This window comes from Micromonospora sp. M42 (assembly GCF_000568915.1).
GTDB lineage: Bacteria > Actinomycetota > Actinomycetes > Mycobacteriales > Micromonosporaceae > Micromonospora > Micromonospora chalcea.
On the sequence record NZ_KK037233.1, the window covers coordinates 346,618 to 361,444 of the forward strand.

A 14,827-nucleotide genomic window follows, 5' to 3' on the forward strand; every position below is an offset into this window, starting at 1 on the left:
GGCTGTCCCTCGTCAGTCGATTACGCCGGCGGCGTTGAAGTGTCGGCGGATCCGTTCCACATAGACCCCGGCCCGGTCGGACGACATGATGCCGAGCTCACGCGGCCGTTCCAGGTCGATGTCCATGACCTCGGCGATGCGGCCCGGCCGCGGGCTGAGCACCACCACCCGGTCGGAGAGGAAGACCGCCTCCGGGATGGAGTGCGTGACCAGCACGATCGTCTGGTTGCTCTCCTGCCAGATCCGCAGCAGCTCCACGTTCATGTACTCGCGGGTCATCGCGTCGAGCGCGCCGAACGGCTCGTCCATCAGCAGCACCGCCGGGTCGTGCACGAGCGCCCGGCAGATGCCGGCCCGCTGCTGCATACCGCCGCTGAGCTCGTGCGGGTACTTCTGCTCGAAGCCGTTGAGACCGACCATCTCGAGCAGTTGCTGCGCGCGTTCCCGGTGCCGGCGGGGATCCAGTCGCTGGATCTCCGCCGGCACCATCACGTTGTCGAAGATGGTGCGCCAGGGCAGCAGCGTCGGTGCCTGGAACACCATCCCGACCTCGGGAAGGGGCTTCGTCACGTCCCGCCCGGCGATCCGTACCGCGCCGCCGGTCTTCGGGCTGAGCCCGGCGAGGATCTTCAGCAAAGTGGTCTTGCCGCACCCGGACGGTCCCACGACCGAGATGAACTCGCCGCGACGTACCGTCAGGTTGATGTCGCTCAACGCCAGGGTCGGTGCCGACTTCCGGGGCCGGTACTCCTTGTCCAGCCCGTCGATCTCGATCCAGGAGTCTTCCGACACCGATGCCGGAGCCTGCGTCTGCGCCCGGCGGGCCGTCGCCTTGATGGCCATCGAAATCCCTTCCGCTGTCCGCTGCTAGGCGGTGTAGTTCGCGGCCTTGCTGAGCACCGCGGCCTTGTCGAAGTTGTTCGCGCCGGAGAGCAGGCTCGGGTCCCAGAGCTTCTTCAGGTCGACGTCACCGGAGATCTGGCCGGCCTCCTTGGTGTACGCCTGGGTCTTCGCCCACTCGTCGTCGCTGATCGCGCCCCAGTCACCGAACTGCTCCGGCTCGCCGCTGGCCGGCGTGGCCGTCTTCAGCCACGCGGCGAGGCTCTCGGTGTCCGCCTTGAGCCGCTCGTCGGCGGACTTGCCGGCGAGGATCTGCGGGAAGACCTTGTAGCCGATCTTCATGGCGGCCTCGGGGTTCTTGGCCGAGAAGAGCATCGCCTTGTACGCCGCGCGCAGGAACCGCTCGTACGAGTCCTTCTTGGCGTCGAAGTCACGGGCGCCGACGCTGAAGGTGAGCGACCGGATGCCGGTGAACACGTCCGGGTTGGTCAGGTACTTCAGCTGGGTGCCGGCGTTCTCGATGACCGCGTACGCCTGGGTGTAGAGCGCCAGCATGTCGACCTTGCCGTCGTTGAGCGCGGCGGCGGCCTGCGCGCCGACGCCCACCGGCAGCAGCTCGACGTCCTTGGCCGGGTCCAGCCCGGCGGCCTTGACGTAGGCGCGGGCGTACGGGGCCGAGCCGGAGGCAAGGCTGATCACGCCGATCTTCTTGCCGCGCAGGTCCGCGCCGCCGGTGATCGGGGAGTCCGGCTTCACCGCCATCACCCACGGCCAGTTCTGCACCAGGCCGCCGATGGCCTTGATCGGCACGTTCTTCTCCACCGCGCCGAGCGCCGAGCCGGCGTCGGCCGGGGTGATGTCGCCGCTGCCGGAGGCGACCGCCTGGAGGGCGGCGACCGAGCCGTCGGCGTTGATCGTCTCGACGGTCAGCTTCTCCTCGGCGAAGTAGCCGAGTTCCTTGGCGACCGCGTAGACGGCCACCTCCTCCTTCGGGCCGATCACGGCGGAGGCGATGGCCATGGTCAGCTTCGCCTCCTTGCCCTCGCCGCCGGCCTCGTCGTCGGAGCCGCCGCCGCAGGCGGAGAGAACCAGCGTGGCGGCCAGCGCCGCCGGGAGCAGTGCCCATTTCCGTTTCATATGCACACACCTTCGTCGTGAGTCGGGGGAGACCGCCTCCGCCGCCGTGGCGGCGGAGGCGGGGTATCAGGCGTCGCGGCGCGACGCGACAGTTGCCGTCAGGCGTCGCGCGGCGACGCCCCAGTGCCCTCAGGCGTCGCGCAGCGACGCGACCAGTGCCAGGTCGTTGTAGACGTGCTGCTCGACGATCAGCGCGCCGTCGAGCACGAACACGTCCGCGTAGCGGATGTCCTCGAACGGCGTGCCGTCGAGCCACTCCCCGTACAGCCGCCCGAGCGAGGTCACGGTGACCCGCCCGTTGTCGTCACCCACCAGGTAGCGGTCCCGGTGCTTGCGCACCCACCGGTAGGTCCCGGTCGAGGCGGCCGCCATCTCCCGCAGCGAGGAGTACTCCCGGCCGCCCGGGAAGACCAGCCGGGCCTGCGGCGCGAGGAACGCGCCGGCCTCGTCGAGCCGGCGGTCCTCACACAGCTGCAGGTAGCTGTCGATCAGCCCGGGCGCGTCCGGTGCGCTCATCAGCCGGTCTTCTCGCTCAGCGCCGCCTCCCACTGGTCCCGCAGCGGGTGCTCCGCGGGGCCGTGCTCGGTGAGGATGCGCATCAGGCGGGCCAGCAGCGCGTCCCGCTCGCGGTCGAGGACCCGCTGCTCCTCCTCGGTGGAGGCGAACCCGTCGACGGCGCCCTCGGTCAGCACGCCGGAACGGGTCAGCAGCGCCTCGACCACACGTACCCGCTGCCGGGTCACGTGCAGCTCGGTGGAGAGCTGCAGCACCAGGTCGAGCAGCTTGCCGACCTTGGGGTCTCCGAAGTAGTCGAACTCGGTGCTCATCACGCCTCCGGCTTGGTCGCGGCCAGTACGGCCCAGGGGAAGTGCCACTCGGGACGGTCGCCCCAGCCCTGCGGCTGGACGCCGTTGCGGCGCTCGTCGAACGGGGTCCACGACACGTCGGTCAGGCCCGCCTCGGCGCAGACCTCGATCAGGTCCGAGCCGAACAGGTCGTGGAAGAACGGCTCGTTGTTGCGCTCGGCGTGCTCGTAGACGGTGGCGTCGCGCAGCGGGTCGCCGGTGAGCATGAACTCCAGGAAGCGCAGCGAGCCGCCCGGCTTGAGCAGGCGCGCCGCCTCCACGATCGTTTCCCGGATCGCGGTGGCCGGCATCTCGTGCAGCACCATCGTGCCGGTGACCACGTCGCAGCTGCCCGACTCGATGCCGGTGGCCCGGCCGTCGGCCTGCCGGTAGTCGATCGCCAGCCCGGTCGCCTCGGCCTCGGCGTGGGCCAGCCGCAGACCCGGCGCGGCCAGGTCCACGCCGATCACCTGCGCGGACGGGTACTTGGCGGGCAGCGGCCGGGTGCTCTTGCCGAAGCCGCATCCGATGTCCACGATCCGGGTCGCCGCGGGCAGCTCGGGCAGGGCGGTCTTGGCGAACAGCGTGTGGAACTTGTAGCCGTCGTTGTCGCGCAGCATGACGATGCGCGCCCCGAACTCGTACACGTAGGCCGACATGTCGTCGGAGAAGAAGCTGCCGGGCTGGATGTGGATGTCGTAGTCGGTGTACCAGTCGGGCAGTTCCAGGTCTGGGTTCAGCTCCAGCGAGCCCTTCGGCTGCTCGGGCACCGACGTCAGCTGGTCGGTCAGCTCCTCGCGGCGGCTGAGCACCGCGTCGCCGGCGACCTTCCACAGCATCTTCTGCTGCACCCGCTCCAGGTGGCTGAACCACGGGTAGAGCGGAAGGCCGCGCAGCACCTGGCTCGCGTCGCCGACCGTGGTGGCCGCCGCGCCGGTGGCGCCGTACTCCTCGCGCAGCGCCGGGTAGACGGTGTCCGCCCAGCGCTTGCGCAGGCCGAGGACGAAGTCCACGGCGGAACGCTCATCCAGGGTGAGGCGCTCCTCGATGTCCAGCATGCGTGTCTCCTCTTCAGGTGGGGGAGGACCGGTCCGCGGCGGGCCGCGACCGGGATGGACGGGTCAGTGGGCGTACCGCACGCGATCTGCGGACGCGGTGTCGTAGCGGCCGAGGAACGCACCCGCCATGCGTCCCTCGTAGACGGCCTCGAAGGCCGTGCGGGGGGCGTTCGCGTCGCCGACGACGTGGATCCGGGGACCGTCGGGCAGCGCGTCGAGCTGCCGGTACAACTCGTCGGCGGCCTGCGGCGAGCCGGCGTCGACGACTGTGGTGACGCCCTCGACGAGGGTGTCGGCGCCGGCGAGCGGACCGCCCAGGGCGACCGCGTCGGCGCCCGCCGGGCGCGCCGTGCGCATCGGGTGCACCGCGATCCCCAGGTCCGCGAAGCGCTTGAGCAGCGCCAGCCGCGAGTACGTGGTGATCTTGGCGCTCACCGAGGCGGTGGGGGAGACCAGGTGGACGCGGGCGCCGCGCCGGGCCAGCCCTTCGGCCACCGAGGCGGCGGCCCAGGTGCCCTCGTCGTCGAGCACGACGACGGCGCCGGTCGGCCGGAAGTCGGGGTCGCTCAGCGCGTCGACGGCCTGCCAGATGTCGATCACCGGCGGGCCGCCGGGCAGCTCCCGCCGGGTGGGCCGGGAGCCGGTGGCCAGGACGACGTCCTGGTAGCCGCCGGCCAGCACGTCCTCGACGCCGATGCGGTGGTCGAGGCGTACCGGGATGCCGGCGGCCTCGACGTCGCGGGCCAGGTCGCGGGTGAGTAGGCCGAGCCGTTCCCGTCCGGGTACGCGCGCGGCCAGTTCCACCTGCCCGCCGAGGTGCCCGCGCGCCTCGACCACCGACACCTGGTGCCCGGCCCGGTGGGCGGAGAGGGCGGCCTCCAGGCCGGCCGGGCCGCCACCGACGACGAGGACCTTCCGCGCGCCGGACGGTCCGGGCAGCTCCGGCCAGGCCTGCGCCCATTCCCGCTCGGCGCCGACCTCCGGGTTGACCACGCAGGAGATCGGCAGGCTGGTCTCCAGCCGGCCGATGCAGCCCTGGTTGCAGGCGAGGCAGGCGCGTACCTCGTGCTGGCGGCCCTGCTCGGCCTTGCGGACCAGGTGCGGGTCGGCGATGTGCGGGCGGGCCAGACCGACCAGGTCGGCCTCGCCGGCGGCGACGAGCTCGGCGGCCTCCGGCAGGCTGTCCAGCCGGCACACCGCGAGCACCGGCAGGTCCGGGAACTCCTGCTTGAACAGCGCCGCGTGGTGCCGGAACGGGGCGTGGCCGAAGCTCATGTCCGCCATCTGCGTCGCGAGCGACCAGCTGCCGTGGTAGGCGGAGTGGCTGACGTGCACGTAGGCGAGCGGGAAGTCGGCGCGCAGCTTGCCGACGATCTCCAGCACCGCGGCCGGGTCGAGACCGCCGGGCAGGAACTCGTCGGCGCTGACCCGCAGTCCGACGGGCAGGTCCGGCGCGGCGGCCAGCACCGCGGTGAGCACCTCACGGGTCAGCCGCATCCGGTTGTCGAGGCTGCCGCCGTAGGAGTCGGCGCGGGTGTTGGTGTGCGGCGAGAGGAACTGCTGCAGCAAATGGCCGTGGCCGGCGTGCACCTCCAGGCCGTCGAAGCCGGCATCACGCATCCGCCGGGCGGCGGCGGCGAACGCCTCGACGACGACGGCGATGTCCCGGCGTCCCATCGCGTGCGGCACGTGTGAGCCGGCCGCCCACGGCACCGGTGACGAGGACCAGGCGGCGGTGCGGGTCGCGTCCCCGTTCGCCTGCCGGCCGGCGTGCATGATCTGGGCGAAGATGCGCGCGCCGTGCTCGTGCACGGCCTCGGTCACCGCCGCGTACGCCGGGATCGACGAGTCGTCGAAGCTGCCGAGGCTGATGCTGCGGCCCGCGCTCGTGGGGTGCACGCGGATCGCCTCGGTGATGATCAGGCCGACGCCGCCCCGGGCGCGCTCCGCGTGGTAGGCCACGTGGCGCCCGGTGGGCACGTTGTTCAGTCCGAAGTTGGTGGTGTGACCGGGGACGAAGACCCGGTTCCGCAGTGTGAGACGACCGAGCCGGGTGGGGGAGAGAAGAGCGAGAAGCTTGTCGTCAGGCATGCCTCGGACTTCCTGTTTCGGGCCGCGCTCGGCATGGCCGAGAGCGTTCGGTTGAACCGTACGCCGTTCGATTGAGTGGAACGGTAGGGGTGACGCCGGTCTCCGTCAACAGGCTACTGATCGGTAACTTACCGAACCGTACTGCCTCTGACCTGCTGTTCCACTAGGCGGAACGCAAGCGGGCAAGGTTCGTCGATTCGTGGCTCGATCGTTCGGGCGGCCACGGGAGATGACAGTGCCGCCGCCCGGCGACCGGCCGGCGGTCCGTTTCGATCGTTCGGTCGGCCGGGTCGGCACTGTCCGGTTCGGAGGGACGCTCGCCGCGAGGCGGCCGGGTGGGACGTGCCGGCGGTGGCGGGGGTCAGGCAGCGGCGGGGCGCACGTACGGCGTGAGCAGCTCGCGGGCGAGGCCGGTGGCCGAGGGAAGGTCGAGGCCGTTCTCGATCATGCGGCTGAGGGCGTAGACGATCGACTGGATGACCTCGGCCATCCGGTTCGGGTCGCTCGCCCCGTGGTCGGCGAGAGCGGCGCGCAGCGGCGCCTCGAGGCTGTCGTGCAGGAGGCGGCTGGAGGTCGCGAGCACCTCGCTGTTGCCGACTGTCGCCATCGCCCGGGCCAGCGCGTGGTCGCCCCGGGCAACCAGTTGCAGGTTGGCCTCGACGTACGCCAGGATCCTCGACCCGGGCGTGCGGGCCTCGGCCATCCGGTTCTCGACGAAGGCCGACCACCGCGGAAAGGTGTCGGCGACGAGCACGTCGAACATGTCGGTGCGCGACTTGAAGTAGGAGTACGCGCTGGACCGGGCCAGGCCGGCGTGCCGCGCCACGTCGGCGAGGCTGGGGATCTGGTCCGGGTGTTGCGAGAGCAGGGCGCGGGCGGCGTCGAGCAGCGCCGCCCGCTGGGCGGCCCGGTGCTCGGCGACGGTTGAGGCCTGGATCTTCGGCACGCCAACCTCCAAGTCTCCGGTGCGCGCACCGGGTCCGCGTCGCGCCCTGCCGTCGCGGTCAGCTGCTCGTGGCGAGCTTGCCGTCGATCATCTCGTAGACGGTGTCACAGTACTGCAGCACGTCGTGATCGTGAGTGACCATGACCACCGCCACCGACCGCTCCCGTGCCTCCTGGGCGAGCAGCTGGACGATGTCGTGGCTGCGGGCCCGGTCCAGCGCCGCTGTCGGTTCGTCCACCAGCAGCACGGACGGCTGTGTCATCAGCGCCCGGGCGATGCCGACGCGCTGGCGCTCGCCGCCGGAGAGCTGGTGCGGCCGGCGGTCGGCCTTACCGGCCAGGCCGACGTGCGCGAGCATCTCCAGCGGGTCGCGTCCGGCGCGGTCCCGCCGCCCGCCCAGTCGCAGCGGCAGGCGCAGCTGGTCGGCGGCGGTCAGCGCGGGCAGCAGGTTGCCCGACTGGAACACGAACCCGACGTGCCGGCGGCGAAGCTCGGTGCGCGCTCGGCGGCTGGACACGGTCATGTCGTGGCCGGCCACTGTGACGGCGCCCTGATCGGGGCGGGCCAGCCCGCCGGCGACGGCGAGCAGGCTGGACTTGCCCGCGCCGGACGGCCCGACGATCGCGGCCAGCTCGCCCGGCGCGACGGTCAGGTCCACGTTGTCGAGCGCGTGCACGGTCTCCGCGCCGTCGCCGTGCCGCAGGTGGACGCCGCGCATGACCAGGCCGAGGTCGGTCGGCGCGGTGCCCGTCGTCGAGGGGGATGCTGTGGTCCGGCTGCTCATCGGTTGCCTCCCAGGGCGGTCGCCGGGTCGATGGAGGTGAGGCGGACGACGGCGGCTGCCGCGCCGACCAGGCCGAGCACGAGCAGTCCGGTCGCGGCGGCGGCGATGCTCTGCGGGTGCAGCGCGAACGGCACGTTGCCGCCGGAGATCAGCGCGCCGAGGCCGAGTCCGATCCCCATGCCGACGGCGATGGCGAGGGCCAGCAGGATCAGCGCCTGGGTGAGGGCGTCGCGCAGCACCCAGCCGGTCGAGGCGCCCAGCGCCCGCAGCACGGCGACCTCCTGCTTGCGCTGGATCGCCCAGACCGCGAAGAACGCGCCGGCCACGAGCGCCGAGATCGCGTAGAGGAAGCCCTGGATCAGCTGGAGCGTCGTCGTCTCGGCGGTGTAGCCCGGCGAGGCGCCGTAGGACTCCTCCAGCGTCAGGCTCTCCGTGCCGGCGGCCTTGTCGCCCGCGGCCAGGTCCACCGAGTCGCCGTCGGCCGCGCGGACCGCGACGGCGGTGATCTCCTGGGTGGCCTGTGCCGACACCTGCGTGCCGGCCGGCGTGCCGGACTTGACCGCCTGCCAGGTGGCCAGCGGTACGTACGCCACGTCGACGTGGCCGAAGGTGTCCTGCTGCTCGGTGACGCCGATGACCCGCAGCTTCGTGCCGAGCCGGTCCACCGTCACGGTGTCGCCGACGCGCAGGCCCGCGTCGATCGCGGTGGGGCTCACCACGATCCCGTCCGCCGGGCCGAGCCGGTCGCCCTCGCTGACCGCGGGCGACAGGAACGAGTCGGTCTCGACGCCGAACAGCGCCAGGTCGACCTCGGTGCCCCGGTCGGTACGCCCGTTGATGAGCGTGTTGCCGAACGGGGTCGCCTCCGCCACCCCGGGCTGCTCGCGCCAGGTGTCCACCGTCGAGGCGTCCACCACGCTGCGCGAGAACGCCGAGTCGTGCTGCACGCCGTGGGCGAACGCGAACGAGGTGACCGGAAGGTTCTGCAGCCCGGAGACGCCGTCGCGGACCAGCCCGACGGACAGGCCGGACAGCATCACCATCAGCACCGAGATCAGCACGATCACGGCTCCCATCAGGGCGAATCGCAGCCGCGCGAACCCCAGCTCACGAATGGCCAGGAACATCAGCCGCCACCTCTCATGTTTGTCGACACCATGTCGCGATCTTATCAACGCGGTGTCGGCAAAAAGCGGGACGCGGCGATGTCTACCCGACCACAATCCGTGACGGCGCGGCCGGTCAGCCGGGCGAGGGCAGCGTCCCGCGCTCCCGCGTCAGGTACGTCTCGATGCGGGCGAACGCCCCGGTCCACACCTCGGTGGCGAAGAAGTCGCGCAGCTCCGGGGCCGGGAAGCCGCTCTGCGTCACGGTCATCAGCGTGCCGCCGTCCTTCTCCTCGAAGGTGACCTCGACGCGGGTGGTCATCGTCTCGCCGTCCGGGCTGCTGCCGGAGGACTCGGTGACCAGGCGGTGCGGGCGGTCGATCTCCAGGAACGTCTGGGTCTCGCGGAACAGCATGTCGGGGGAGGGCCCCCAGACGGCTGTCTGCTTCCCGCCGACCCGCAGGTCGACGTCGATCTCCACGATGCCCGGCTCCTCGTCCAGGATGCCGAACCAGATCTTCTGTTTGCCGGCGTCGGTGTAGGCGTCGAACGCCTCCTCAGGCGTGCCCGGAAGCTGTCGGGTCAGGTGGATCTGGAGCGTCATGGTCACGGTCCTCCGTGGTGAGAGTGAGATAGGCGTCGAGGCCGTCCAGGCGGCGTGCCCAGAGGCGCCGGTAGAAGCTGATCCAGGCCATCGCCGTGTCCAGCGGGGCCTCGCTGAGCCGGCACTGTCGGGACCGGCCGACCTTCTGCGTCACCACGAGACCGGCGTCCTCCAGCGCGCGGACGTGCTTGCGCATGCCGGTGAGGCTCATCCCGGTGGGCCCGGTGAGCTCGCTGATGGTGGCCGGACCCGTGCCGAGCCGGATCAGGATGTCGCGTCGGGTGGGGTCGGCCAGGCTGGCGAAGACCCGGTCGAGCGTCTCTTGCTGAACCACATGGTTCACCGTACAACACTGAACCCCTTGGTTCACCATTGCCGCGCATTCGGCGTGCATTTCGCGGTCGAGTGGTCTGACCACTGGGGGTGATCGAGGCGCGGTCCGCCGTTCGGCCCGATCGCCTCGTGCATTCGGCCGGGGCCGGCTCAGTTGCTCGGCCCGCTTGCCGGAGACCGGTCCCGACCTGCGGGAATGTTCCCCGATTCCGGTAACGGAAAGGTCACGAGGTATTCCTGTGCCGTGCTTGCGCTCGGTACGTTCCACGAGGCATGAGGTCAGACCTCACTCCTCATGCCTCTAGCTGACGAGGTGAGTAGACCAGTGCAGGAACCCGCCCCCCGCTACGCCGGATACCGGTCCTTCGACTACCTGGTGCCGCATGTGGACTACAAGGTCTTCGAGCTCGCGCCACAGATCGGCCGGGTGCCGGAACACGACCTTGGCCTGACCGACGACCAGCGTGCCCGCGTCTCCCGGCTGCTGCGCGAGCACATGGCCATCTCGCTGCACGAGCACCCGAAGATCCTGCCGGCCGACGTGACGCAGTTGCGCGACTACAACCGCACCGGCCGCAACTCCTTCGGGTTCGAGGGCCTGGCCCGGTCCGGCATGACCGCGGTCTTCGACAACTTCATGAACGGCACCGGCTGCGTGACCAGCGAGCACGCCTGGAAGTGGGACGACGTCATCTACGACATCGGCCTGCGCTTCGCCGACGTCGCCAAGCAGGACCACGTGGTGGTGGCGACCACGCTCGAACAGATCTTCGAGGCCAAGCGCAACGGGCAGATCGCCCTGGTGGCCGGCCTGGAAGCAGCCACGATGATCGAGAACGAGCTGGACCGGATCGACATCCTCTACGGCTTCGGCGTACGCCAGATGGGCATCGCGTACAGCCAGGCGAACATGCTCGGTTCCGGCCTCTCCGAGGACCGCGACGGCGGGTTGACCCACTTCGGGCGGCGCGCGGTGGACCGGATGAACAAGCTCGGGATCGCCATCGACATCTCGCACTCCGGCGACCAGACGTCGCTGGACGTGATCGAGGCCAGCCGGGTGCCGGTGTTCATCACCCACGCCGGCGCCCGCTCGGTCTGGAACACCCCCCGGATGAAGCCGGACGAGGTGATCCGGGCCTGCGCCGAGCGGGGTGGCGTGATCGGCATCGAGGCCGCTCCGCACACCACCCTCTCCGGCGACCACCCGCACCACTCGATCGAGTCGGTGATGGACCACTTCACCTACTGCGTGGAACTGGTCGGCATCGACCACGTCGCGTTCGGCCCGGACACCAATTTCGGTGACCACGTCGGACTGCACGACAGCTTTACCCAGCACCTGGCGATCGGAAAGGCCCACGGAGTGGTGGACCACCCTCGGGTTCCGTACGTGAGTGGCATGGAGAACCCGGCGGAGTGCTTCAGCAACATCGTCGGGTGGTTGGTCACGCACGGTTACTCCGACGACGAGATCGCCAAGGTCATCGGCGGCAACATCATCCGGGTTCTTCAGGAGGTTTGGTGAACAAGACAGTCAAGGGTCGGTGGCGGCTCGCTGTCGCGCTCGGCGTGGCGGCCACGCTCGGTGTCTCCGGCTGCGGTCTGAACGAGGAGACCTCCTCCTCCAGCGGCTCGTCGTCGGACTCGGTGCTGCGGATCGGCACCACCACCGACGTGAGCAACTTCAACCCGCTCCAGTCGTTGAGCAAGACCGACTCGTGGATCCTCAACGCGATGTACCCGCACCTGCTGCGGATCGACGAGAACGCGAAGAAGTCGCCCGAGCTGGCCAAGGAGTACCGCTACGAGGACGACGGCAAGACCGCCGTCTTCGTGCTGCGCGACGACTTCAAGTGGACCGACGGCAAGCCGGTGGTCGCCGAGGACGTGAAGTTCTCCGCCGAGTCGATCATGAAGTACAAGCTCGGCAACGTCGCGGCGAAGCTGACCTGGGTCGAGTCGGTCGAGGCGCCGGACGCGACCACTGTGAAGTTCAAGCTCTCGCAGCCGTACGCGCCGTTCGCCGAGGGCGTCGGCTTCTGGATGTCGGTCGTGCCGAAGCACGTCTTCGAGCCGGCCGGTGACCTGTCCAAGTTCGCCAACGACTCCAACTGGGTCGGCGCCGGGCCGTTCGTCCTGGACAGCATCACCAAGGGCCAGCGCTACGTCATGAAGCGCAACGAGCACTACCCGCTCGCGCCGGGTGGCAAGGCCGCGGTGAGCCAGGTCGAGTACCGGGTCTACCCGGACGTGAACACCATGATGCTGGCGCTGCGCAACGGCGACATCGACATGATGGGCACCCCGGTGCCGGTCTCGGCGGCGAAGACCTTCGAGAACGACGACAAGATCAAGCTGAAGAAGGTCGGCGCACTCGGCTTCGCGCACCTGACCTACAACATGAAGAACAAGTACCTCGCCGACCAGGACGTCCGGCAGGCGCTGTCGATGGCGGTCGACACCAAGGGGATCATCTCGGCCGTGCTGCAGGGCGACGGCCAGCAGATGGCCGGCCCGATCTCGCCGATCTTCTCCGAGTACGACAACACCGAGCTGCAGCCGTACCCGTTCGACCCGGAGGGCGCGAAGGCCAAGCTGAGCGCGGCCGGCTACAAGGACGCCAACAACGACGGCTTCTTCGACGAGCTGAAGTTCGGCGTGGCGTGCGACCAGTCCAACGCCAACATCACCCGGGTTGTGCAGCTGTTCCGGGAGAGCGCGGCCAAGGCCGGCGTGAAGCTGGAGAACGAGTGCGTGGAGCGGAACACCTTCCTCACCCGCACCAAGAACGGCGAGTACGACATCGACGCCTCGCAGTGGGGTGTCTTCGACAACCCGATGGACCAGCTGCGCAGCACCTACCTGTCCAGCAACCCGGGTGGCATCAACTACAACCTGCTCGAGTCGGCGGAGATGGACGCGCTGATCAACGACGCGGCCGGCACCACCGACGTGGAGGCGTTCAAGACCAAGATCAAGAACATTGACAAGGTCGTGCACGAGCAGGCGTACCTGACCCCGCTGTACGTGGAGAACTTCCAGTTCGCCTACAACGCCAGCAAGTTCACCGGCTTCGTCCCGTCGCCGTCGGACCTGCTCGGCATGGTCACCGCGTACTCGCTGGCCCAGGTCACCCCGGTCAAGTAACCCACCCAACCAGAGGAGAGGAGGGGTCCCCCGTGGCGCGTTTCGTGCTCAGCCGGGCACTGAAGGCCGTCCTGACCGTGTGGATCGCGATCACTTCGACGTTCTTTCTGCTCCGGCTCCTGCCGGGGGACCCCACGACCCTCATGGTCGAGGGCGACATGACACCGGAGATGCAGGCGGCGCTGCTCAAGACGTACGGCCTGGACCGTCCGCTGTGGGAGCAGTACGTGTCGTACCTGCGCGAGCTGGTCCAGGGCAACCTGGGCATCTCGTTCCGTCAGATCCAGCCGGTCACCGACATCATCCTCGACCGGCTTCCCTGGACGTTGCTGCTGGCCGGCAGCGCGTTCGTCCTGACCGTCGCCGTCGGCATCCCGATCGGCGTGGCCGCCGCGGTCAACCGCGGCAAGTGGCTCGACCGCGCGTTGCAGGGCTTCGGGATCAGCGCCAACGCGCTGTTCGTGCCGAGCGTCGCGATCCTGCTGCTGGTCTTCTTCGGCGCCCAGCTCGGCTGGTTTCCGATCGGCGGGGCGATCGACCCGGACACCCGGGGCGCGGCGGCCTACCTGAGCCTGGCACACCACCTGGTGCTGCCGGTGCTCTCCCTGGTCCTGGTGCAGCTCGGCCCGTACGCGCTGACCCTCCGTACCAACATGATCGAGGTCCTCGGTGAGGACTACATCCGCGCCGCGCAGGCGCGTGGTCTCTCGGCCCGGCGTCGGGTGTGGAAGCACGGCCTGCGCAACGCGATCCTGCCGGCGCTGACCCTGATGGGCCTGCAACTGGGCACCCTGGTCGGCGGCGCGGTGCTGACCGAGACGGTCTTCGCCTACCCCGGGGTCGGCCGGCTGATCTACGAGGCGGTCGGGCAGCAGGACTACCCGGTGATCCAGGGGGCGTTCATCATGCTCGCCGTCACCGTGGTGATCGCCAACGCCCTGACCGACATGCTCTACGCGGTCCTCAACCCCCGGATCCGGCTGTGAGCGCGCGCCGCGTCCCGGCGCGTCGCCCGGATCCGTTCGCCGCCACCACCGAAGGGAGGGTGCCGTGAGTGCCCCCGTGCTGACCGAGCAGGCGCTCCCGCCGGCCCCGGCCGCGCCCAGGCGGTCCTTCCTCTCCGGCTACCTGCGTCAGCCCGTCGTGGCGCTGTCGGTGCTGGTGCTGCTCGTGATGGCGGTGCTGGCGGTCTTCGCGCCGCTGATCGCCGACGAGCCCGCCGGCGCCGGCGCGGACGTGCTGCAACCGCCCTCCGGGGCGCACTGGTTCGGCACCGACGACCTCGGGCAGGACATCTTCGCCCAGGTGGTCTGGGGCACCCGGACCAGCATGGTGATCGGCCTGGCCGCCTCGCTGCTCGCCATCGTGCTGGGCACCGCGATCGGGCTGGCCGCGGCGTACTTCCGGCCGTTCGACGCGGTCGCCACGGTGATCACCGACGTGATGCTGGCGCTGCCCACCCTGCCGCTGATGATCATGCTGGCGGCGGTGGTGAGCCCGAGCGTCACGACGCTGACCCTGATCATCGGGTTCTTCGCCTGGCCCGAGGTGGCCCGGCTGATCCGGTCACAGGGCCTGGTGATCAGCGCGATGCCCTACATCGACGGCGCGCGGGTGCTCGGCGCCACCGGCTGGCGGATCGTCACCCGGGAGATCCTGCCCGCCGTCGTCTCGCTGATGGTGGTCAGCGTGCTGCTCACCGCCTCCCGGGCGGTGATCTCCGAGGCCGGCCTGAGCTTCCTCGGGCTCGGCGACCCGGACGCCTGGTCCTGGGGACGCATCCTGCTCAACGCCCAGCGCAGCGGCACGATCGCGATCGCCTGGTGGCAGACGCTCTTCCCGTCCCTGGCGATCCTGTTCCTGGTGCTGGCGGCGACCCTCGCCGGAACCCGGTTCAACGACACCCGCGACCCCCGTCGCAACGGAGGCTGAC

15 protein-coding genes are annotated in these 14,827 nt (G+C 70.2%); 4 read left to right on the plus strand and 11 right to left on the minus strand.

Going from position 1 to position 14,827, the window contains the following annotated elements:
- Positions 1-12: 12 nt before the first annotated feature.
- From MCBG_RS01235 to MCBG_RS01285, 11 genes are all read right to left on the minus strand, one after another.
- Positions 13-792: an ABC transporter ATP-binding protein gene (locus tag MCBG_RS01235; protein WP_043330007.1), complete on the minus strand. Its 780-nt coding sequence runs from the start codon at positions 790-792 to the stop codon at positions 13-15.
- Positions 793-867: 75 nt separating this feature from the next.
- Positions 868-1,977 (minus strand): ABC transporter substrate-binding protein, encoded by a 1,110-nt coding sequence (locus tag MCBG_RS01240; RefSeq protein WP_043323209.1) that lies wholly within the window; start codon positions 1,975-1,977, stop codon positions 868-870.
- A 129-nt stretch (positions 1,978-2,106) separates the two neighbouring features.
- On the minus strand, positions 2,107-2,493 hold the full coding sequence (locus tag MCBG_RS01245; RefSeq protein ID WP_043323211.1) for a nuclear transport factor 2-like protein: 387 nt from the start codon (positions 2,491-2,493) through the stop codon (positions 2,107-2,109).
- Positions 2,493-2,804, minus strand: a complete 312-nt coding sequence (locus MCBG_RS01250; protein WP_043323213.1) for a hypothetical protein — start codon at positions 2,802-2,804, stop codon at positions 2,493-2,495. The genes MCBG_RS01245 and MCBG_RS01250 overlap by 1 nt, the downstream gene beginning before the upstream one ends.
- Positions 2,804-3,880: a class I SAM-dependent methyltransferase gene (locus tag MCBG_RS01255; protein WP_043323216.1), complete on the minus strand. Its 1,077-nt coding sequence runs from the start codon at positions 3,878-3,880 to the stop codon at positions 2,804-2,806. Before MCBG_RS01255 ends, MCBG_RS01250 begins: the two co-directional genes overlap by 1 nt.
- Positions 3,881-3,943: 63 nt before the next feature.
- A complete protein-coding gene (locus MCBG_RS01260) occupies positions 3,944-5,971 on the minus strand; it encodes an oxidoreductase (protein WP_043323219.1) in 2,028 nt (675 codons plus the stop codon).
- Positions 5,972-6,332: 361 nt separating this feature from the next.
- A complete protein-coding gene (locus MCBG_RS01265; protein WP_043323222.1) occupies positions 6,333-6,917 on the minus strand; it encodes a TetR/AcrR family transcriptional regulator in 585 nt (194 codons plus the stop codon).
- Positions 6,918-6,975: 58 nt separating this feature from the next.
- A complete protein-coding gene (locus MCBG_RS01270; protein WP_043323225.1) occupies positions 6,976-7,701 on the minus strand; it encodes an ABC transporter ATP-binding protein in 726 nt (241 codons plus the stop codon).
- Positions 7,698-8,828, minus strand: a complete 1,131-nt coding sequence (locus MCBG_RS01275) for an ABC transporter permease (protein WP_043323227.1) — start codon at positions 8,826-8,828, stop codon at positions 7,698-7,700. Before MCBG_RS01275 ends, MCBG_RS01270 begins: the two co-directional genes overlap by 4 nt.
- A gap of 115 nt (positions 8,829-8,943) precedes the next feature.
- Positions 8,944-9,411: an SRPBCC family protein gene (locus tag MCBG_RS01280; RefSeq protein WP_043323230.1), complete on the minus strand. Its 468-nt coding sequence runs from the start codon at positions 9,409-9,411 to the stop codon at positions 8,944-8,946.
- Positions 9,365-9,745 (minus strand): ArsR/SmtB family transcription factor, encoded by a 381-nt coding sequence (locus tag MCBG_RS01285; protein ID WP_176722809.1) that lies wholly within the window; start codon positions 9,743-9,745, stop codon positions 9,365-9,367. Before MCBG_RS01285 ends, MCBG_RS01280 begins: the two co-directional genes overlap by 47 nt.
- A gap of 324 nt (positions 9,746-10,069) precedes the next feature.
- Between MCBG_RS01285 and MCBG_RS01290 the strand changes: the two genes are divergently transcribed.
- The 4 genes from MCBG_RS01290 to MCBG_RS01305 all read left to right on the plus strand — a co-directional run bounded on the left by MCBG_RS01290 (position 10,070) and on the right by MCBG_RS01305 (position 14,826).
- Positions 10,070-11,272 (plus strand): dipeptidase, encoded by a 1,203-nt coding sequence (locus tag MCBG_RS01290; protein ID WP_043323232.1) that lies wholly within the window; start codon positions 10,070-10,072, stop codon positions 11,270-11,272.
- A complete protein-coding gene (locus MCBG_RS01295) occupies positions 11,269-12,894 on the plus strand; it encodes an ABC transporter substrate-binding protein (protein ID WP_043323235.1) in 1,626 nt (541 codons plus the stop codon). The genes MCBG_RS01290 and MCBG_RS01295 overlap by 4 nt, the downstream gene beginning before the upstream one ends.
- 32 nt (positions 12,895-12,926) lie before the next feature.
- The gene (locus MCBG_RS01300) at positions 12,927-13,880 is read left to right on the plus strand and encodes an ABC transporter permease (RefSeq protein ID WP_043323238.1); all 954 of its coding nucleotides are present in this window, start codon (positions 12,927-12,929) and stop codon (positions 13,878-13,880) included.
- A 64-nt stretch (positions 13,881-13,944) separates the two neighbouring features.
- Positions 13,945-14,826 (plus strand): ABC transporter permease, encoded by an 882-nt coding sequence (locus tag MCBG_RS01305; RefSeq protein WP_223200978.1) that lies wholly within the window; start codon positions 13,945-13,947, stop codon positions 14,824-14,826.
- Position 14,827: the final 1 nt, after the last annotated feature.